This window comes from uncultured Roseobacter sp. (assembly GCF_947488185.1).
Classification (GTDB): Bacteria; Pseudomonadota; Alphaproteobacteria; order Rhodobacterales; family Rhodobacteraceae; genus Roseobacter.
In genome coordinates, this window is sequence record NZ_CANKYM010000008.1 from 1 (window position 1) to 18,229 (window position 18,229).

General features: G+C 62.6%; 18 protein-coding genes. 17 read left to right on the forward strand and 1 reads right to left on the reverse strand.

The window, feature by feature from the left end; translation table 11 throughout:
• The first annotated feature begins 6 nt into the window (after nt 1-6).
• Nucleotides 7-1,059, forward strand: a complete 1,053-nt coding sequence (locus Q1A52_RS21595) for a YeeE/YedE family protein (RefSeq protein ID WP_300019898.1) — start codon at nt 7-9, stop codon at nt 1,057-1,059.
• 12 nt (nt 1,060-1,071) lie between these two features.
• On the opposite strand, the gene Q1A52_RS21600 is transcribed toward Q1A52_RS21595, so the two are convergent.
• Nucleotides 1,072-2,121, reverse strand: a complete 1,050-nt coding sequence (locus tag Q1A52_RS21600; protein ID WP_300019830.1) for a Fic family protein — start codon at nt 2,119-2,121, stop codon at nt 1,072-1,074.
• Nucleotides 2,122-2,737: 616 nt separating this feature from the next.
• Between Q1A52_RS21600 and Q1A52_RS21605 the strand changes: the two genes are divergently transcribed.
• The 16 genes from Q1A52_RS21605 to Q1A52_RS21680 all read left to right on the forward strand — a co-directional run bounded on the left by Q1A52_RS21605 (nt 2,738) and on the right by Q1A52_RS21680 (nt 18,229).
• Nucleotides 2,738-3,679 carry a helix-turn-helix domain-containing protein gene (locus Q1A52_RS21605; RefSeq protein ID WP_300019831.1) on the forward strand — a complete coding sequence of 314 codons (942 nt, stop codon included), beginning with the start codon at nt 2,738-2,740 and terminating at the stop codon, nt 3,677-3,679.
• Nucleotides 3,680-3,718: 39 nt separating this feature from the next.
• Nucleotides 3,719-5,014 (forward strand): ParA family protein, encoded by a 1,296-nt coding sequence (locus Q1A52_RS21610; protein WP_300019832.1) that lies wholly within the window; start codon nt 3,719-3,721, stop codon nt 5,012-5,014.
• Nucleotides 5,014-5,964: a ParB N-terminal domain-containing protein gene (locus Q1A52_RS21615; protein ID WP_300019833.1), complete on the forward strand. Its 951-nt coding sequence runs from the start codon at nt 5,014-5,016 to the stop codon at nt 5,962-5,964. Before Q1A52_RS21610 ends, Q1A52_RS21615 begins: the two co-directional genes overlap by 1 nt.
• 159 nt (nt 5,965-6,123) lie before the next feature.
• Nucleotides 6,124-6,741, forward strand: coding sequence for a DUF4157 domain-containing protein (locus Q1A52_RS21620; RefSeq protein ID WP_300019834.1), 618 nt, complete (start codon nt 6,124-6,126; stop codon nt 6,739-6,741).
• A 13-nt stretch (nt 6,742-6,754) separates the two neighbouring features.
• Nucleotides 6,755-8,038: a transporter substrate-binding domain-containing protein gene (locus Q1A52_RS21625; protein WP_300019835.1), complete on the forward strand. Its 1,284-nt coding sequence runs from the start codon at nt 6,755-6,757 to the stop codon at nt 8,036-8,038.
• Nucleotides 8,038-8,826 (forward strand): class I SAM-dependent methyltransferase, encoded by a 789-nt coding sequence (locus Q1A52_RS21630; protein WP_300019836.1) that lies wholly within the window; start codon nt 8,038-8,040, stop codon nt 8,824-8,826. Before Q1A52_RS21625 ends, Q1A52_RS21630 begins: the two co-directional genes overlap by 1 nt.
• A 14-nt stretch (nt 8,827-8,840) precedes the next feature.
• Nucleotides 8,841-10,424 (forward strand): transporter substrate-binding domain-containing protein, encoded by a 1,584-nt coding sequence (locus Q1A52_RS21635; protein WP_300019837.1) that lies wholly within the window; start codon nt 8,841-8,843, stop codon nt 10,422-10,424.
• On the forward strand, nt 10,421-11,023 hold the full coding sequence (locus tag Q1A52_RS21640) for a hypothetical protein (RefSeq protein ID WP_300019838.1): 603 nt from the start codon (nt 10,421-10,423) through the stop codon (nt 11,021-11,023). The genes Q1A52_RS21635 and Q1A52_RS21640 overlap by 4 nt, the downstream gene beginning before the upstream one ends.
• Nucleotides 11,024-11,146: 123 nt before the next feature.
• Nucleotides 11,147-11,719 (forward strand): DUF4255 domain-containing protein, encoded by a 573-nt coding sequence (locus tag Q1A52_RS21645; RefSeq protein ID WP_300019839.1) that lies wholly within the window; start codon nt 11,147-11,149, stop codon nt 11,717-11,719.
• On the forward strand, nt 11,719-12,456 hold the full coding sequence (locus tag Q1A52_RS21650) for a hypothetical protein (protein WP_300019840.1): 738 nt from the start codon (nt 11,719-11,721) through the stop codon (nt 12,454-12,456). The genes Q1A52_RS21645 and Q1A52_RS21650 overlap by 1 nt, the downstream gene beginning before the upstream one ends.
• A 13-nt stretch (nt 12,457-12,469) precedes the next feature.
• Nucleotides 12,470-14,647, forward strand: coding sequence for a cadherin-like domain-containing protein (locus Q1A52_RS21655; protein WP_300019841.1), 2,178 nt, complete (start codon nt 12,470-12,472; stop codon nt 14,645-14,647).
• A gap of 20 nt (nt 14,648-14,667) precedes the next feature.
• Nucleotides 14,668-15,126, forward strand: coding sequence for a phage tail protein (locus Q1A52_RS21660; protein ID WP_195822711.1), 459 nt, complete (start codon nt 14,668-14,670; stop codon nt 15,124-15,126).
• A 5-nt stretch (nt 15,127-15,131) separates the two neighbouring features.
• A complete protein-coding gene (locus Q1A52_RS21665) occupies nt 15,132-15,587 on the forward strand; it encodes a phage tail protein (protein WP_195822710.1) in 456 nt (151 codons plus the stop codon).
• The gene (locus Q1A52_RS21670) at nt 15,587-15,760 is read left to right on the forward strand and encodes a hypothetical protein (RefSeq protein WP_195822709.1); all 174 of its coding nucleotides are present in this window, start codon (nt 15,587-15,589) and stop codon (nt 15,758-15,760) included. Before Q1A52_RS21665 ends, Q1A52_RS21670 begins: the two co-directional genes overlap by 1 nt.
• 3 nt (nt 15,761-15,763) lie before the next feature.
• The gene (locus Q1A52_RS21675; RefSeq protein WP_299869632.1) at nt 15,764-16,456 is read left to right on the forward strand and encodes a peptidoglycan-binding protein; all 693 of its coding nucleotides are present in this window, start codon (nt 15,764-15,766) and stop codon (nt 16,454-16,456) included.
• Between the two features lie 9 nt (nt 16,457-16,465).
• The gene (locus Q1A52_RS21680; protein WP_300019842.1) at nt 16,466-18,229 is read left to right on the forward strand and encodes a phage baseplate assembly protein V; all 1,764 of its coding nucleotides are present in this window, start codon (nt 16,466-16,468) and stop codon (nt 18,227-18,229) included.

Consider the following 18,229-nt stretch of genomic DNA (forward strand, 5'->3'; position numbering starts at 1 on the left):
GACAGCATTTCAGACGCAGGGCTTTTGGCCCTGATCGGGCTTGGGGGCGGCCTCATCCTGGGACTCGCCGCACGACTTGGACGTTTCTGCACCCTTGGCGCCATCGAAGACGCGCTCTATCAGGGCAGCGACATACGGCTGCGTATGTGGATACTGGCCATCGGGGTGGCGGGCCTCGGCACCTTCGGCCTCGTGGCCCTCGGCGCGCTCGATCCCGCACAGACCATCTATCATCTGGCCCCCTGGTCGCCCGCCTTTGCCATCACCGGCGGGCTTCTCTTCGGCTATGGCATGTCGCTGGCGGGCAACTGCGGGTTCGGCGCGCTGGCGCGGTTCGGCGGCGGCGATCTGCGCTCTTTCGTGATCGTGCTGGTCATGGGGATCAGCGCCTATATCATGCTGTCAGGGCCCCTGGCCCAGCTGCGCCTCGCCGGTCTATCGCTCACCGAAATATCAACGCAAACCCGCAGCTACCCGCAACTGCTGAGCATGGCCACCGGCCTCCCTGCCCTGCCCTTCGGCCTGCTGATCAGCGCGGCGATCACTACCGCCGCCCTCTGGTCCCGCGATTTTCTGCGCAGCCCCAAGGCGCTTGCCTGGGGCACGCTGGTGGGCCTCGCCATCGTCAGCGGCTGGGCCGGCACGCAATGGGTGGCCGACGCCCGCTTTGGCGCCGCCCCGGTGAACAGCCATACCTTCACCTCGCCTTTGGGCGAAACGCTGCTCTTCCTGATGACCTCCAGCGGCGGCGGGCTGACCTTTGGCGTCGGCGCGGTCTTTGGCGTGCTGGCCGGGGCCTTCATCGGCAGCCTGATCAAGGGGCATTTCCGCTGGGAAGCCTGCGAGGACCCGCGCGAATTGAAACGTCAGGTGCTGGGCGCGGTCCTCATGGGCTTCGGCGCGATTCTGGCCATGGGCTGCACCATCGGACAGGGGCTTTCCGCCTTCTCGCTGCTCACGCTGAACGCCCCCATCGTCTTTCTGTCGATCTTCACCGGCGCCGCCTTTGGCCTGCGCCAGCTGATCATGGGCCGCCCCTTCGGCTGGCTGCAGTCCTGACCCCCCTGCCCTTCAGGGCAGCGCGTACCACGCCCCCCGCGCCCGCCCGTGCAGCGTCAGATGCCCGTCGTCCACCAGCTTGCGGAAATGCTGTTTCAGCGTGTTCCGGTTTGCCCCGGTCAGCCGCGCGGCCTCCGCCATGGTCAACCGCCCGTGGTCCCGCGTCAGCTGCACCAGTTCCGCCGCCAGTTCCGGCAGCGCCCCCATCATCAGCCGCTCCCGCTCCACCCGCGTCTTCAGCCGCGACATCTGGCGCTGCGCCGCACTAAGGAAAAACTCCATCCACGGCTGCCAGTCCGGATGGGCCGTACGAATGGTGCTCTGGGTCTGGCGCAGCGCCAGGTAATAGGCCTCCTTGCTCTGCTCGATCACGCTCTCCATCGACCCGTAGGGCACGTAGGAATAGCCCGCGCGCAGCATCAGCAGCGTGGTCAGCACCCGGCTCAGCCGCCCGTTGCCATCCTGAAACGGGTGGATTTCCAGAAAGACCACCACGAATATCCCGATGATCAGCAGCGGATGCAGCGCCTTGCGTTCGGTCTGCTCCGCATACCACGCCAGCAGCTCCCGCATCAGCCGGGGCGTGTCAAAAGGCGAGGCGGTCTCGAACACCACGCCGATCTGCACGCCGTCTTCATCAAAGGCCGCGATGGAATTGCTGGCGGTCTTGTACCCCCCGCGGTGCCGCTCGTCTTTGCCGCTGTGCCGCAGCAGATCGCGGTGCAGCTGCAGGATGTGATTTTCGGTAATGGTGATCTGATCCCAGGCGGCAAAGATCGTCTCCATCGCCTCGGCGTATCCGGCCACCTCCTGCTGATCGCGCGTCTCGAACGGCTGCACCTCGATGTTGCTCAGCAGCTGGCGCACCTCCGCATCCGACAGCTTGCTGCCTTCGATCCGGGTGGACGAGCCAATGCTCTCGATCGTCGCCACCCGCCGCAGCGCTGACAGCCGTTCCGGCGCCAGTGTCCCCAACGCCCGCCACGCGCCTTTGAACTCGTCGATCTCCGAGATCAGCGAGAGCATTTTGGGAGAGATGGTCAGGGTATCTGTGGTCAGCATACCCGCAGATACACCCATTTACACCCAATAAGCAACCCACAACCACACCCGTTTACACCCAATACCGGCGCAGGCTGTGACATTTCCAAACCGATGCATCCACCCACTTTGCGGGGGAATCATCCTCCGCGCTGTACCGGGGGATTCGCCAAGCGTGCCCCCCTGCCCCATGGGTACACGGGGAAACTAACCGCTCTACAGATCAGCCGACCCCCTGTGGAAACGCTATGAAAATAAGGGGATAAAGTATACAACTCATGTACTGCCCGCTCAAAGCAAAGAAAATCTTGCCATAGTCTTGGTATTTCGGGCTATATAGGCCTTAATACCAAGAAAACGCGGCAGTAGTCCGTGAATTGAGCAGGCGGCCCAAATGTGGGATCACTTTAAGACAACGAGCGTCCGGCGTCACCCGCAGGACCTTCCCCGACCCTTTTTTGCGCAGCCGCAAAAGGAGGCGCTGATGTAGTATTGGCAACTGCAAAAACAAAGCCGAGCGGCGGCAACCACTCGGCTTCATTCAAAACAACCATGTCGGCTGTCCTTATCTGATACCCAAAGATAGCGCGACACCCCATAACCTGCAAGCTTTTTGCATTGCAGCAACGAGGTAAATATGTCCGAGCACCCGTCATTTGACCGCAAAAAAGGGTTCGTTGCCCTCCCCGTCGAGATCCTCGACATCGACCTGAGCCCAGGCGCCTTTCGCACGCTGGTAGAGCTCTGCCGCATGGCCAATACTGAAGGCTACTGCTGGCCCTCCCTGGATCAGTTGAGCCAACGCTCCGGCCGATCAAAGTCCGCCATTTCCGGCTATCTCAAGGAGTTACGTAGCGCGGATTTGATCGAGACCGAGGAACAGCAAACCGCAAGCGGCTACAACTACCGGCTCAAATATCGCGTGACGTTCTGGCAGGATTGGCGGTCATCGTTGCGGGGTAAAACCACGCCCAGAATTGAACGCAGTGTTCAACCCAGTGAACGCCTCAAGGATTCTAAAAATCATATCCATAAAAATCACTCCGCGATGGATTTAGAATCCAATTTGGATCACTTGCTTGGACAATGGGCCCGCTGCTTCAAGGGCGCGCCCTACCCGTCCGCAAAGACAATGCCCACATCTCAAATGCTGACATCAACGGACGAGCATCTCGCGCGCAGAGCAACGGAATCCATCTCCGCGGATATAGCCGCACAACTTACCAAACTTTGGACGGAATTGAGGTTGGATTCAGGAGAGGCCCAAGTCTCAGAGCAGGTGGAATGGCTACATAAGTCCGGCTTTTCAGAGAGCGAAACTGCGGAAATTATTGTCCATATCCGGAAACATTGGCCACGGCATTGGCGCCAGTTTCCGACCATCCAGCAGTTCGAAAAGCTTGTGAAGGCTTCTGGCATCACCGCCTATGCCCAGAAAAGAAACCTGCTGAAAAGCTACCTGAAACGCTGGGGGCTGGCACAAAAGCACTTGCGTAAAGACACGCCCTCCTGTTCTTTGAACACAGCGTTCATCCCGGCGAAATCAGGGATGAATACACAAAAATATCCGTGGATATAATTGATGGCATACGGGCAGTTTGAGCAATTTATCCGGAATATGAGCCGGGTCATGGGCGCGGTGAACACCAAATTACAGCGCGATTTAACCCTGCGCACCCGCGTTGCAAGGCGGTTTTCCATGGTGGAAGTTGCAAGCTTGCTGGCCGTCGACACGACCTATCTGACCCGGATATCGAATGAAGAGGCGACGTTTCCGGAGGGTGAAAAGCAGGGCCGGGAGCGGACATTTTCGCCCTCTGAAATCATGCTGATCCGCGCGATCATCGGCTCGAACAAGGCGGCGAAGCGACCCTACTTGCACTGGCGACAGGCGGGCGATCCGGTCAAGGTTGTGACTTTCGGTGCGCAGAAAGGCGGGACCGGCAAATCCTTGAGCGCCGCTCATTTTGCGCAATATGTGAACTTGCACTACGGGCTGCGCGTGGGGGTGATCGACGCAGACCCGCAGGCCACCGTCAGCCTCTATTTTGCTGACGAAAAGCTGCCGCTTTTTGAGCCGGACACGCCGACGCTGGCGGATTTTATGGGGGTGGACGATCCGGCTGCGGTGAAGCTGACCCCACCGTCCGGGCGCGATCTGGATCGGATCTGGCAATCCACACCCTGGCCCGGCGTCCGGCTGATCCCGGGCGGGGCGAATATTCAGAACGGCGACATCAGTCTGTTTTTCATGTCGCAGCAATCCCAGGTGCCGGTCTACCGCGTGCTGAAAGATGCCATCGCGACATGGGATGCCGACAACGGGCCGCGCACTGCGAATGACGATCTCCGCGGAGAAGATGGAGCTTTTGATATGGCTGCCTACACAAGGGCCCTGTCGGAAACCGTCGATGTGATCGTGATTGACCAGCAGCCCTCACTGACGCTGATGCAGCTCAACGGGCTGGTGGCGGCGGATAATGTGGTGATCCCGCAGACGATGAAGGGCTTCGATCTGGCGACGCTGGCCACCTATGTGTCCAACATCGGCGAGTACCTGGAGTTCATCATGGGGTTCGAGGCAGATATCGAGATTGGCGCCGGTGAGCATATGGTTCTGCCAACGATCGTGCAGGAACAGAACACGCAGGACACCGATCAGATCCTCGACCTCTACCGCAAGGCACCGCGTGAAGTCATGCAGGTCTGGTACAGCCGGTCGGATGCCATTGCGAACGCCGCCGAAGAGTACAAGAGCATCTATGAATACATGCCGCCCAAGACCCGGCGCGCCTCGGCCAAGGCTTTCATGGCCAACGCCAACGCAGTCAATGACGCGCTGGTGCAGCGCATCTGGCCGGAGCTGCCCCCAAGAGAATTTGCCAAGACCTTCATAGAGGAGCGCTGGAGCTGATGGCCCGCAAACGCAAACTCGATGCCTCAATCCCGGATGAGGCTCTGACAGGCCCTGCAGAGACGGATTCAGACCGCAAGGGCGCCATGGGGGGCATGTGGGCCGGGTCGGCCATGAACATGCTGAAGCAGCGGATCGACGATGCGCATGGCTCCCTGTTTCAGGGGGTGATGGCGGGCACGGTGGTGCTGGACCTTGAACCCTCCCAAATCCGGGATGAGGTCGGCAGCGACCGGATTGCGCCCTGGCAGGAAGATGAGGATTTCGCCGCGCTGGTGGCCAACATCAAACGACGCGGGCAGACGCAGCCCATTCGCGTGCGCCCGGTGGAGGAGACCTGGGAAGCGGACCGCGCAAACCCGCTGGAGACCACGGCGGAATTCTACATCCAGTCCGGGCGGCGACGGCTGGAGGCCTGCCGGGCGCTGGGGCAGCCGGTCAAGGCGGTGATCGCCACGGTGCAGGGGGACCGCGACCTTGCCGATCTGGAAGAACGGTTCCACGAGAACACCATGCGGCGGGACCTCAACGGGTTCGAGGAACTCATCTCCATCGGGTTGCTGGCGGAAAGCCTGCGGGAGCTGACCCAGACCGAGATCGCGGAGCGGCTGAACGTGGGGCAGGGGGATGTCTCGCTGGGTCTGGCCTGCCTGGAATTGCGCGACAAAATCCTTGAGGAAGTGGACATCTCTACCACGCCGAAACGACAGTATCGGGCGATTGTTCCGAAGCTGAAACGGGGGGAACGGCTGTCGCCTTTGCTGCCGCCCGCGCTGACCGGAGACACGGTGCAGCGGTTTGATGTGCGCGGTATTCCGATGACAGCCAAGAAGCAGCCCAAGGGCTATCAGATCCAGATGCGCAACACGAAGGTGTCCGAAGACGATCTGGAGGCTTTGCTGGTCGATCTGGCGAAAGTGGTGATGAATTACCAGATCAAAAAAACCTGATGAATCGTATGTGTGCGAATAAAATATAATTAAATCAATACTTTATGATGAAGCAACACTCCGGTGTGACCTTCCTGCGCCGGTTAGGGTTTGATTAACCAAAGATCAAATGACGTAAGGGAGTTCCGGTGCTACTCTGCCACCATAAGGAGAATCCTCGTGGCGCAGATTTCAGCCTCCGACCGCAAATCCGTTCCGGTTCAGACCCCTGTCAGAAGCTCCGCGTCCTCGCAGCACAGCTCTGATATGTCTGCGGTTGCGCGGCAAGACAGCAGCCTGACTGTGTTGCAACGGCGCGCCGATGACAGCGCCGTGGTGGCGCAGCTGGCCCGATGGGGGCAGGGGGCGGCACAGCTCAAACCGGTTGATGAAGAGGGGCGTGCCAAAGGCGGATTGCCGGGTGCTTTGCGCAGCGGGGTCGAGCGCCTGTCGGGCATGGATATGAGCGCTGTCCAGGTGCATTACAATTCGTCCGAGCCGCAGAAGGTCGGCGCCCATGCCTATGCGCAGGGTACCGATATTCACCTTGCCAGCGGTCAGGAAAAACACCTGCCACATGAGGCCTGGCACACGGTGCAGCAGGCGCAGGGCAGGGTGCGCCCGACCCGGCAGCTCAAGGATGATGTCCAGATCAACGATGACGCCGGTCTTGAAAAGGAAGCCGATATGATGGGGGCCAAGGCGATGTCCCTGGGCGCCGGTGGGGTGGCGCAGGGCAAATCCATCCGCGGGCACCTGTTGTCGACCGCCACCAACACCACCACACCGGAACGTTAAGGCTCCTTTACGCATGTCCCACCGCTGCCCGATCCTTTGCCGTCTTGGTCTGCTGCTGATCCTGACGCTGACCTTCGCCTTGCCCGTCGGGGCCTGTGAGGTGCCCGAGGGTGACCACGATCTGGTGGTGGCCGTGCGGTCGGCGGAACCCTTCACCTACATGGGGCCGGATGGCATGCCGCGCGGGTTCGCGGTGGACCTGTGGCATTCGGTGTCGACGGATATCGACAAGACCACGGCCTTTGTGAATTGCGACAGCATCGATGCGCAGGAGCAGGGGTTGCGCCGGGGCACGGTGGATGTGGTGATCTCGCCCCTGACCATCACGTCGGAGCGGATGCTGACCTATGATTTCAGCCAGCAGTACCTGTCATCGGGGCTGACGCTGGCGGTGGCGCAGGATGGGGCGATCGATTTCGAGGTGGCGATCGAGACCATCACGGACACGGTGTTTCAGCCTACGGTCGCGCGGGCGATCATTCTGTTTTTGCTGCTGAACCTTGTGACCGCGTTTTTGTTGCGGGCCTTCATGCTGAACCTTGCGACGGGGTCGGAGGATGATCCGCCACCCGGTGTCGTGCGGACCTGGATGGCCTATATGCTGGAGGCGGTTGCGCGCACGTCCGGGCTGAAGGGGATCGGCGATGGGTTTGCAACGCTGATGGGCAAGATTTTCGAGATGATCATGGCGGTGGTGGGCACGGCGCTGTCGGCGATGATCCTGGGTGTGATCACCTCGGCTTTTGTCGGGGCCATCGGGGGGAATCCGCCGGTCTCCGCGCAGGCTCTGCCGGGGCTGAACATCGCCGTGCTGCGCTGTTCGACGGCGCAGGAGTTTTTGCGGCGGGAGACGACGGAGGCGGCGTTTCGCGCCGATGAGGGCAGCGAGAAACAGGAAAAGCTGAAAGCGCGGGCGCAGTGGCTGGCGTGCGAAGGTCACAATGCCAACACGCGCAAGATCGAAGCCATGCCGGCGGATGGCTTGCCCGGCGGTGTCGTGTTGACGCCCACGTGGAAGGAGGGGGTCGAGGAGCTCTATCAGGGCAAGGTGCAGGCGGTGCTGGGCGACTGGATTGCGCTGTCTTATATGTCGCGGCGGTCGCCTTATGACGGGCAGATCACCGTGCAGGACAGTGTCTACCGGAACGAGCCCTATGGCTGGGCGATCACGCGTGCGGGCAGCAACGACGATCTGCGTCGGGCCATCGACAGTGCGCTGATCGAGCGGATGCGCGACACCGACTGGCGCAAGCGGATCGAAAACACGCTGGGTTCCGGCGCGATTGCGCCGAACTGATGGGCCAGCATGAGGAGATACGCGCCGCGGCACCGCAGGATCTGACGACACAGTCCTATCTGCTCTATTTCCGGTCCGGGCATTACGACCGGCGCTACCCGAGCCCCAATCTGTCCACTTGGCGGCGGATGCTGGCGCTGCTGCCGCCGGGCGGTCACGTGATCGATTTCGGCTGTGGCAACGGGCGCTATCTGCTGCGTCTCAAAGGGCGGGCAGGGGTGGCGGCCGGGTTCGACATTAACCCCGCAGCGCTGGAGATGCTGGCGGCGCGGGCGGCGGAGATGGGGTGGTCCGACCTGCAGGTGCTGGGCCCGGAGGTAGCGGCGCTGGAGGCGCATGTCAGGGCGCAGGGACGGGCCGATCTGGTGCTCTGTCTCTTTGGCGTGCTGGCGCATATCGACGACCGGGCGGCGCGGATTGCGACCCTGCGCCAGATGCGCCGGTTGCTGAAACCGGAGACCGGGCGGTTGCTGATATCCGTCCCTAACAAGGCGCGTCGCTTCCTGCGGGAACAGCGGGCGGCGGGACCCGCGGCGCAGGGGCTGATCCGCTACACCCGTACCATGGAGGGCACCGAGGTCACATTGCCCTATCAGCTTTACGACCCGGACCGTCTGCGCGCCGAGCTTTCCGAGGCCGGGTTCCGGGTCGATAGCCTGCGCGCCGAAAGCGTGCTGTCCGAAAGCCTGCTGACCACCCATGCGCCGCTGCGCTGGATCGACAGCCTGCTGGTGCGGATGTGTCCGGCGCGGCTGGGCTATGGGTTGATTGCCGTGGCCGTGCCGTGATTCGGTTTCTGAGCGTGGTTTTCTGCTTGTGGGGGCAGGTGGTGCTGGCGCAGGTGCAGCTGCCAGAGACTGTTGACGGGCGGCTGGCCCATATCCTGCAGCGCGGCACGCTGATCGTGGGGGTGAAAACCGACTACCCGCCCTGGGGCATGCTGGATGCAGAGGGCAATATCACCGGGTTAGAGCCTGATTTGGCCCGGGCACTGGCCGCGCGGATGGGGGTCAAGCTGGAGCTGGTCTCCGTGACCGCCTCGAACCGGCTGGCGCGGGTGAACCAGGGGGTCATCGACGTGGTGATCGCCACCATGGGCGACACGGTCACGCGGCGGGCGCAGGCGGGGTTGCTGGAGCCCAGTTATTATTCGAGCGGGGTTGTGGCCTACGGGCCGGGAGACCGGGCGCATCAGTCCTGGGAGGATTTGCGCGGTCAGCCCGTCTGCATGACGCAGGGCGCCTATTACAACCGCACGCTGGAAGAAACCTACGGCGTGGCGGGCCAGTATTTTCCGGCCAATCGCGAAGCCAAGATGGCGCTGTCCTTTGGGCGCTGCGTTGCCTGGGCCTTTGACGACACGGCGCTGGTGCAGCGGGTGCTGGCCAATGCGGACGATCCCTATACCGTGATGGAGGAGCGTATCCTGGTCACGCCCTGGGCGATTGCCGTGGCGCAGGGGGAGGCCGAGGCGACGCTTGGGCGGTTTGTCTCCGCGATGATCGGAGAGTGGCACGCGACCGGGCATATTCTGGCGCTGGAGCGGAAATGGCAGATCGGGGAGAGCGCCTATTTGCAGGGGCTGAACGCGGCCTGGGCGCAGCCGTCTCCGTGCCGGGGGGATCCCTTGCCCGCCCCCTGTCTGGGCGCGCCACCCTTCCCGCAGGCCGAAGAGACCGAGCCCCCGCCTGCCTGGATGCTCACCCTGCGGGACCGCACCGGGATTGATCTGCGGGTTTTTCACGATGCCTACAGCCGGGGGCGGTTGATGCGCGGGCTGGGGCTGACGCTGGCGCTCTCGACGGTGGCGATCCTGGGGGCGCTGGCGGTGGGTCTGGCGCTGGGGCTGATGGATGCGGCGCTGCGCGGGCGGGGCCTCTGGGCGCGCCTGCTGCTGGCGCCGCAACGCATTCTGGTGACCGTCGCGCGGATGACGCCGCCGATCCTGCAGATGTATATCGTGTTCTTTGGCCTTGGCGGGGTGCTGGCGCAATCAGCGCTGATCACCCCAGGGGCCTTTGGGGTCGCCGCCCTAATCCTGTCGCTCTATGCAGGCTCTACAAACGCGGTTTTGCTGTCGCACGCGCTGGCGCAGGAACGCGGCGAACGGCCCGGGGCCACCGTCTGGGCGCTGGTGCCGGGTGCGTTTCAGCGGGCCTATGACGGGCTGGTGGCGGCCTGCGTGAACATCGTGAAAGCAGCGGGCATGGCGAGCGCCATCGCGCTGGCGGAGCTGGTGTCCACTGTCAATCTGATCGTCTCCGAGGGCGGCGATGTTAGCACCTTCATGAACGGGCTGCTGGTCTTTTACTTTCTGCTGATGCTGGGGGTTCTGTGGCTCTTTCGGCGCTTGCGTGGCTGGGTCGTGCGGGAGGGGGCGCGATGATCGAGGTGCTGCTGAGCCATACCGGCTATCTCGCGGGCGGCTTTGGGACCAACCTGCTGATCTCGGTGCTGTCCATGGCGATGGGAACGATAATCGGCGGTGCTTTGGGCTGGCTCCGGGCGCGCCGCATCCTCGGGGCGGGGCAGCTGGCGCATCTGGGGACCAATGTCTGCCGCAATGTGCCCAGTTTTGTGCTGCTCTTCTACATGGCCTCGATGATCCCCAGCGAGGTGACGATCGGCGGCACGATCATGGCGGTGCCGCTCTGGATCAAGGCAACGCTGGCACTGACCTTCCCGGTGATTGGTTTCACCTCGGACCAGGCGCGCGGCTATTTCGAGCAGCGCCGGACGGGCCTCTCCGGTGCTGGGGAGACCTTTTGGGTCGCCTGGGTGCAGTACTTCCTGATCATCATCATGGCCTCTGCCACGGCGTCGGTCATCGGCGCGGATGAGATCGTGGGCCGGGCAAACATCATTATTTCCCAGAACGAAAGCGCACCCTTCCTGCTTGTCACCTATCTTTATGTTTCGCTTTGGTTTTTGGCTTTGGGGCTGGTGCTGACGGGCCTTGTTAAGGCTTTGGGTCGGGTCCGTTAACTTTACGTAAGGGAAAGGGCGCTTGCTTTTTGGCGGCGGGTCGGTACGGTAAATTCAAACTAAAGTTGAATTTTCTATCCGCCCACACGTTTTCGTAGGCGGGTGGCGGGCGGAATATTGTCGATGATTGACCAGGCACTTCAACTCGTACGTGATCGGCTGAATGATCACCTCAGGGTGCGGTTTTCGGTGGCCGAAGACCTGGTGAACCTGTCCTCGCTGACCGATGCCGACGGCAAACCCGCGCAGGCCGCGCGCAACCGGCTGGCGCTTTTCCTGACCAACATCTCCCGCGATGCGGTGCCCAGATCGCGCCCGGGCGGCGGGGCAGGGCCGGTGGCGCAGGCGCAGCCGATGCATGTGGATGTCTATTTCATCGTGGCCTCGGGCCATGACGCGGATCTTTACGGCGAGGGGCTCAAGCTGATCTCTGCTGCCCTGATGTTCTTTCAGGCGCAGCCGGTCTTCACGCCGCAGAACACGCCCGATATGCCACCGGGTCTGTCGCAGCTGACCGTTGAGGTGAGCAACCTGAGCGTGGATGAGATTTCACAGCTCTGGTCCAATCTGGGCGGACGCTATGTGCCGTCGATCATGTTCAAGATGCGGTCGGTTCTGATTGATGCGGGCGCGGTTGCCGGTGTGACGCCGACCATTACCGCGCCATCGCAGCGGGCCGAGGCGGAAGCCGTCTGATGGCCTATGCCGAGATACTGCGCCTCTCGCTGAGGCATGCGTATTTCGGCTCCGGGGTTCCGCCGTTGTCGGTGGCCGCAACCGATGCACAGGGCTTTGGCCGGGCCGGGTGCCTGTTGCGCAAGCGTGGCGCGGTGGTGCATGTGCTGGCGGATGAGGCAGAGGCGCGGCCGGATGCCGTGCAGTTGACCGTCACGGCGCAATCGGATCACGTGATGCAGGTCACGCGCGGTGTGGTCTGGGGCAGGGGGGCGGCGGTTGCGGCCCCGTTGCAGGTGGCGGAGGTCGGCCTGCCGGACGCGGGCGATGCGCCGCCCTCCGATGCCCCCCGCACATTGGGTGCGGATATCTGTGTTTTGGAGATTGACCTGCCTGCAGAGGGGCTGCGCGATCTGACGCTGTCGCTGGAGGCGGTGGAGAGCCACTGGGCCTATCATCTGGTCGGCATGCGCGATCTGGATGGGCTGGAGGTGATCGACAGCGCCGGTGAGATGCGGTTCGAGGACCTTGGCCTTTTGGACCTGCCCGACGGTCGGCCCGCCCGCGTGATCCGTACCGCTGAAGCGCTGGCCGCCCGCGCGCGGCCCGGCGAACGTTTTGCCCTGCAGAAATCCGGTGCCTTCGGGCCGGAGACTCTGGTCTCTGTGCTGCCTGCGGCGACCCCCCCGTTCAAACCCATCCCGGAATCGGGTGCGCCTGCGCGCCTGCAATCCGACATCTTCGTCACGCTTTGGTAAAGGAGAGCCCACAATGGCTATGAAGACCCCCGGTGTATATGTCGTCGAGAAGAGTGCGTTTCCCAATTCGGTCGTTCAGGTTGCCACCGCGGTGCCTGCCTTCATCGGGTACACGCAGACCGCGATGAACGGGAATGTTTCGCTGCACGGCACACCGTGGCGGATCACCTCTATGTCGGAGTTTCACAGCTATTTCGGCGGTGCGCCGGAGCCGAGTTTCGAGATCAAACCCTATGAGGATTTCGATGATGTCTCGCCCTTGTCGGCGAAGGGGGCGGACAAGCCTGCGGCACTGCCCCGGGCGGTGTTCACCACCCAAGGCCCGCGTGGGCAGGAGCAATACGAGCTGGTGCAGAAGAACCGCGCCTTTGCCCTTTACGGTGCGATGCGGCTGTTCTTCCAGAACGGGGGCGGGGCCTGTTACGTGACCTCCATCGGCACCTATGAGGCGGATGAGATCGACGCCGAGGCGATGCTGGCGGCGATTGCGCGGCTGAAGAAAGAGCCGGAGCCCACGATGGTGGTGATCCCCGAGACCACGCGGCTGGTGCGGCAGAATGCGGTCAAGGTGCAGCAGGCAATGCTGAAGCATTGCGGCAACGACATGAAGAATCGCTTTGCCATTCTGGACATGTCGGGCGGCTACCTGCCGCAGGCCGATCCGCTGGGCAACCCGGTGGCGACCTTCCGCAATGACATCGGCATCAACAACCTCGATTTCGGCGCGGCCTATTACCCGTGGCTCGACAGTTCGATCTACCAGTCGCGCGATTTTACCTTTGAGAATATCGAGCCGGGCAGCCGCAAGACGCTGATCGGGCTGATGCGCCGCAGTGTCGGCAAATCAGACGAGCTGCGCCACGAGATCGAGCGGATTTCAGCGCCGGTGCTGATGGGGGATTTCACCCTGTCACTGCCCAAGGGCGGGACCATCGCGCTGACCACCACCGACATCAGCGCCAGCGATGACGAGAGCGATGCCGAGGGGCTGACCTATCTGGTCGAGGGCGACGAGGACGGTATGGCGGGTAAGCTGGTCAAGACCGGCAGCACCGATGCGCTGACCAGCTTTACCCAGGCGCAGCTGGAAGCGGGTGAGGTGAGCTTTATCCACGATCCCGAGAAAGGCAATGCGGGGCAGTTCGACCTTGTGGTGACCGATGAGAATGAGATCGCCACCGACGCGCGCACCATTGCGGTGGAGGTTGTCGGCGGTCTGCTGGACGCGCCTGCCGTGGCGGCGGGCACCTCTGTCGTGGTCGATGTCCCGGCGGATCATCCCGATGGCGACAAGGCCAGCGTGAAGCTGGTGGACGCGGATACCGACGCGGGCAAAGCCAAGACCGAGGAAGGCGTGGGCACCTGGAAAGTGGGCAGCGGCGGCAAGGTCACCTTTGCGCCGGACCCTGCCTTTGTGGGGCCGGAAGCCACGGTCAGCTATACCATCGAGGTCGGCGGTGCGGTGCAGCCGCCGCAGAAAATCCGCATCCTGATGAACGACAGCCAGGACGGGGTGGAAACGGACGGGCCGTCGCCCGAGACCATCGACAAGACGCTGCGCGCGGTGGTGCCGATGTACACGGATGTGATGAACGAGATCACCGGCTACATGAATTCCATGCCCGCCTCGGCGGCAATGGCGGGCATCTACACGATGGTCGACAACAGCCGGGGGGTCTGGAAAGCGCCGGCCAATGTCTCGCTGAATTCCGTGGTGGCGCCGATGGTGAACATCAGCCACGAGGAGCAGGAGAACCTCAACGTCTCGACCACCGGTAAATCGATCAATGCGATCCGGCCTTTCGTGGGTGAGGGGACACTGGTCTGGGGCGCGCGGACGCTGGACGGCAACAGCCTGGATTGGCGCTACATCAACGTGCGGCGGACCATGATCATGATCGAGGAGTCCATCCGGCTCGCCTCCAAGGCTTACGTCTTCGAGCCGAACAACGCGCAAACCTGGGTCACCATGCGCTCGATGATCGAGAACTTCCTGACATCCGTGTGGAAACAGGGCGGTCTTGCGGGCGCTGTGCCCACGGACGCGTTTTCCGTGCATGTGGGTCTGGGCGAGACCATGACGCCGGTGGATATTCTGGAAGGCATCCTGCGGATTACCGTGCTGGTGGCGGTGACGCGGCCTGCGGAATTCATCGAGATCACCTTCCAGCAGCAAATGCAGAAATCCTGAGTTAGAGAGGAAAATCAGACATGGCAGACGACGGTTCCGCACAAACGCAGGCCATCTGGCCGCTCCCCAAGTTCCACTTTCAGGTCAAGTGGGACGATACAGAGCTGGCCTTTCAGGAGGTCTCGGGCCTCGACATCGAGAGCGAGGCCATTGAATACCGGGCGGGCAACAACCCGGTGTTTTCCACCATCAAGATGCCCGGCATGATCAAGACCTCGAACATCACCATGAAGAAGGGGGTGTTCGCCAAGGACAACGCCATCTGGGACTGGTTCGCCGAGATCAAGATGAACACGATCACCCGCAAGGCGCTGACGATTTCGCTGCTGGATGAGGGTCAGAACCCGACGATGGTCTGGAAGGTGCAGAACGCCTTTCCGGTCAAGGTCACGGGCACGGATCTGAAGGCCGATGGCAATGAGGTCGCGGTGGAGAGCATCGAGATCGCGCATGAAGGCTTTGTGATCGAGAACGCCTGAGCCTCATGGACCTGTTTGATCCTCCTGTCGCGTTTCATTTTTCGGTGGTGTTTGTGGGCATGGTCCCGCCGGTGCCGGATATGGCGTTTCAGGAGGTCAGCGGGCTGGAGAGCGGCATCGATCTGGAGCCGCTGGTGGAGGGGGGCGAGAACCGTTTTGTGCATCAGCTGCCGAAACCGGCGACCCGGAGCAATCTGCAGCTGAAACGCGGGATGACCACCGCCGCCAGCGGGCTGGTGCAATGGTGCAAGAGCACGCTGGAGGGGGATTTCGCCGAGGCGATTGTGCCCAAGGACATCAACGTCTCGCTGCTCAACCAGATGCGGATTCCGGTGGCCTCCTGGTCGGTGGGCAATGCCTTCCCGGTGAAATGGAGCGTCGGGAATTTTGACGCGATGAAAAACGAATTGGCCATCGAGACGATCGAGCTGGCCTATACGACTTTGAAGAGGATGATGTGATGGCGATTGAAATCGGATCGCTGGTGGTCAAGGGGCAGTTTGGCCCCGCCCCGCGGGCTGCCGAGCAGGAGCGTGTGGATGTGGCGCGTGCGCTGGCGGAGATGCGGCGCGACCTGCTGGAGGACATGCGGGAGATGATGGCGGATGCGCAGCGCCGGTCGCAGGATCGCTGATCCATGGCGAAGCTGAAGATCATCCGCTGCAAGATCCAGAACGGGCAGATCAAGGAGCAGAAGGGGGAGGCCAATACCTTTGAAGCCACCATCAACCCCCAGGATTATTCCCACAGTTTCGGGCTGAAATATTCCGGCACGGGCGAGGGCAGCAGCACGGCGGGCGCGCTTGGCAAATCCGCGCCGGTGGCGAAATTCGCCCGCTCAGAGCCTGAAAAGCTGGGGTTCACCATCGTGCTGGATGGCACCGGTGTGGTGCCGGATGCCGCCGGTGTGACCGTGGCCGAGCAGATCGATAAGCTGCGCACCATTGCCTATGATTACGATGGCGATGAACATGAGCCGACGCCGGTCAAGGTGATCTGGGGCAAGGGGCTCAAGGCGTTTTTCGGGCGGCTGACGTCGTTGAATGTGGATTACAACCTGTTCCACCCCGATGGGTCCGCGCTGCGGGCCAAGATCAAGCTTGATTTCGTCGAGGCCAAGACCGATGCGGAAGAGGCGCGGGAGGCCAAGCGCAAATCCCCTGACATGACCCATGTGATCCGCGTGCAGGAGGGCGATACGCTGCCGCTCCTGTGCCAGCGGGTCTACAAGGACGTCAGCAAATACCTTGAGATTGCCCGGATAAACGAGCTCGACAGTTTTCGCGATCTGCAGCCCAACACGCTGCTGCGCTTTCCGCCGATGCGATGAGGGGGAACGATGGCTGACAGTCCCAATACCGGCGCCGACGGGCCGATCACAGTCACGATCAAAGTGGCGGGCAGTGCAATCGATGATGAATTGCAGATCGCGCGCGTGCAGGTGGACGCGGGCGTGGGGCGCCTGCCCGAGGCGCAGCTGGTGTTGATGGCCGGGTCCATCGCGGAGAATGAGTTTCCCGAGGCGGATGGGTCGGACTTCAAGATCGGGTCGGAGATTTCCATGGCCGCCGCCTATGGGGACGGGTCGGATCAGGCGCTCTTCACGGGGGTGATCATCGGCAAGCGCCTGCGCATCACCCGGGGCGCGCCGCGTCTGGAGCTGTCGTGCATCGACAAGGCGGCCAAGCTGACGCACACGCGCAAATCCGCGTTTTACGAGCAGAAGAAAGACAGCGATGTCATGGCGCAGATCCTGTCGGATGCGGGTTTGTCTGCCGAGGTCACCGCAACGACGGATACGGCGCGCGACATCCTGCGCCACGCCTGCACCGACTGGGGCTATCTGCGCAGCCTTGCGGACCGGAACGGTCATGTGCTGACGGTGAGCGACGGCAAGGTCACCTCGGCACCACCCGAGGCGGATGGTTCTGCGGCGCTGACGGTCACGCTGGGGATCGATATGATCAGCTTTGACGCGCGGGTGGATGCCCAGACCAGCCTGGGCGGCGCGCAGGCCAGTGCCTGGGATTCCGTGGCGCAGGAGATCGTGCAGGAAAAAGGCAAGGACCCGGCGACGGGCAAATGGGGCAACTACACGCCCTCCGATCTGGCCGATGTGCTGGGCGGGCGCGACCATCTGATCAACACCCCGCGCGAGATCCCGGCAGCGGATCTGAAGCTTGTCACCAATGCGCGCACCTTGCGCACGGTGCTGGCCTCGATCCAGGGCACCTGCAGCTTTCAGGGCTCCGGTCTTGCTGTGCCGGGCGCGGTGATCGAACTGGTGGGGCTGGGCGACCGCTTCAGCGGGGATGCCTATGTGGGCGGCGTGCGGCAGGTCATCGAGGAGGGGGCCTGGACCACGGAGGCCATGCTGGGCCTGCCCGACAGCTGGAACGTGGATGCGCCCGGTTTCGAGGGCGAAAGTGCCGCCGGGCTGGCCGCGCCCATCCATGGGTTGCAGGTCGGCAAGGTGGTCAAGCTCGACGAAGACCCTGACAGCAAGATGCGGATTAAGATCAAGCTGCCGATGATCGCCGACCCGGCCCCGGAGGTCTGGGCCCGCTATGCGCAGCCCTATGCCTCCAAGGATGCGGGCATCCAGTTCATGCCGGAGATTGACGACGAGGTGTTGGTGGGGTTTCTGAATGCCGATCCCAATGCGGCAGTGGTGCTGGGGTCGGTGCATAATGCCAAGACCCCGCAAGCGGAGACCCCGACCGCGGAAAATTTCATCAAGGGCATCGTGACCCGCGAGGCGATGAAGCTGACGTTCGACGAGGAGAAGAAGATCATCACCATCGAGACGCCCGGCGGTCACAAGGTGACGATGGATGATGATGCCACCAGCGTGACGCTGCAGGATTCCACCGGCAACAAAATCGAGATGACCAGCAGCGGGATCGACCTCAGCAGCCCCGGCGACATCTCTCTGACGGCCACGGGGGCGGTGACCATCGCGGCCACCAGCGACACCAGCATCAGCGGCATGAACGTCACCGCCGAGGGCGATGTCGGGTTCACCGGCAAGGGCGGGGCCACGGCCGAGGTCAGCTCCGGCGGTCAGACGACCGTCAAGGGCGCGATGGTCATGATCAACTAG

Bases quoted from the DNA above. Each gene is read 5' to 3' on its own strand.
- Q1A52_RS21600 (WP_300019830.1), bottom strand. From the start codon at position 2,121: ATGCTGACCACAGATACCCTGACCATCTCTCCCAAAATGCTCTCGCTG.
- Q1A52_RS21605 (WP_300019831.1), top strand. From the start codon at position 2,738: ATGTCCGAGCACCCGTCATTTGACCGCAAAAAAGGGTTCGTTGCCCTC.
- Q1A52_RS21610 (WP_300019832.1), top strand. From the start codon at position 3,719: ATGAGCCGGGTCATGGGCGCGGTGAACACCAAATTACAGCGCGATTTA.
- Q1A52_RS21615 (WP_300019833.1), top strand. From the start codon at position 5,014: ATGGCCCGCAAACGCAAACTCGATGCCTCAATCCCGGATGAGGCTCTG.
- Q1A52_RS21625 (WP_300019835.1), top strand. From the start codon at position 6,755: ATGTCCCACCGCTGCCCGATCCTTTGCCGTCTTGGTCTGCTGCTGATC.
- Q1A52_RS21630 (WP_300019836.1), top strand. From the start codon at position 8,038: ATGGGCCAGCATGAGGAGATACGCGCCGCGGCACCGCAGGATCTGACG.
- Q1A52_RS21640 (WP_300019838.1), top strand. From the start codon at position 10,421: ATGATCGAGGTGCTGCTGAGCCATACCGGCTATCTCGCGGGCGGCTTT.
- Q1A52_RS21645 (WP_300019839.1), top strand. From the start codon at position 11,147: ATGATTGACCAGGCACTTCAACTCGTACGTGATCGGCTGAATGATCAC.
- Q1A52_RS21650 (WP_300019840.1), top strand. From the start codon at position 11,719: ATGGCCTATGCCGAGATACTGCGCCTCTCGCTGAGGCATGCGTATTTC.
- Q1A52_RS21655 (WP_300019841.1), top strand. From the start codon at position 12,470: ATGGCTATGAAGACCCCCGGTGTATATGTCGTCGAGAAGAGTGCGTTT.
- Q1A52_RS21660 (WP_195822711.1), top strand. From the start codon at position 14,668: ATGGCAGACGACGGTTCCGCACAAACGCAGGCCATCTGGCCGCTCCCC.
- Q1A52_RS21665 (WP_195822710.1), top strand. From the start codon at position 15,132: ATGGACCTGTTTGATCCTCCTGTCGCGTTTCATTTTTCGGTGGTGTTT.
- Q1A52_RS21670 (WP_195822709.1), top strand. From the start codon at position 15,587: ATGGCGATTGAAATCGGATCGCTGGTGGTCAAGGGGCAGTTTGGCCCC.
- Q1A52_RS21675 (WP_299869632.1), top strand. From the start codon at position 15,764: ATGGCGAAGCTGAAGATCATCCGCTGCAAGATCCAGAACGGGCAGATC.
- Q1A52_RS21680 (WP_300019842.1), top strand. From the start codon at position 16,466: ATGGCTGACAGTCCCAATACCGGCGCCGACGGGCCGATCACAGTCACG.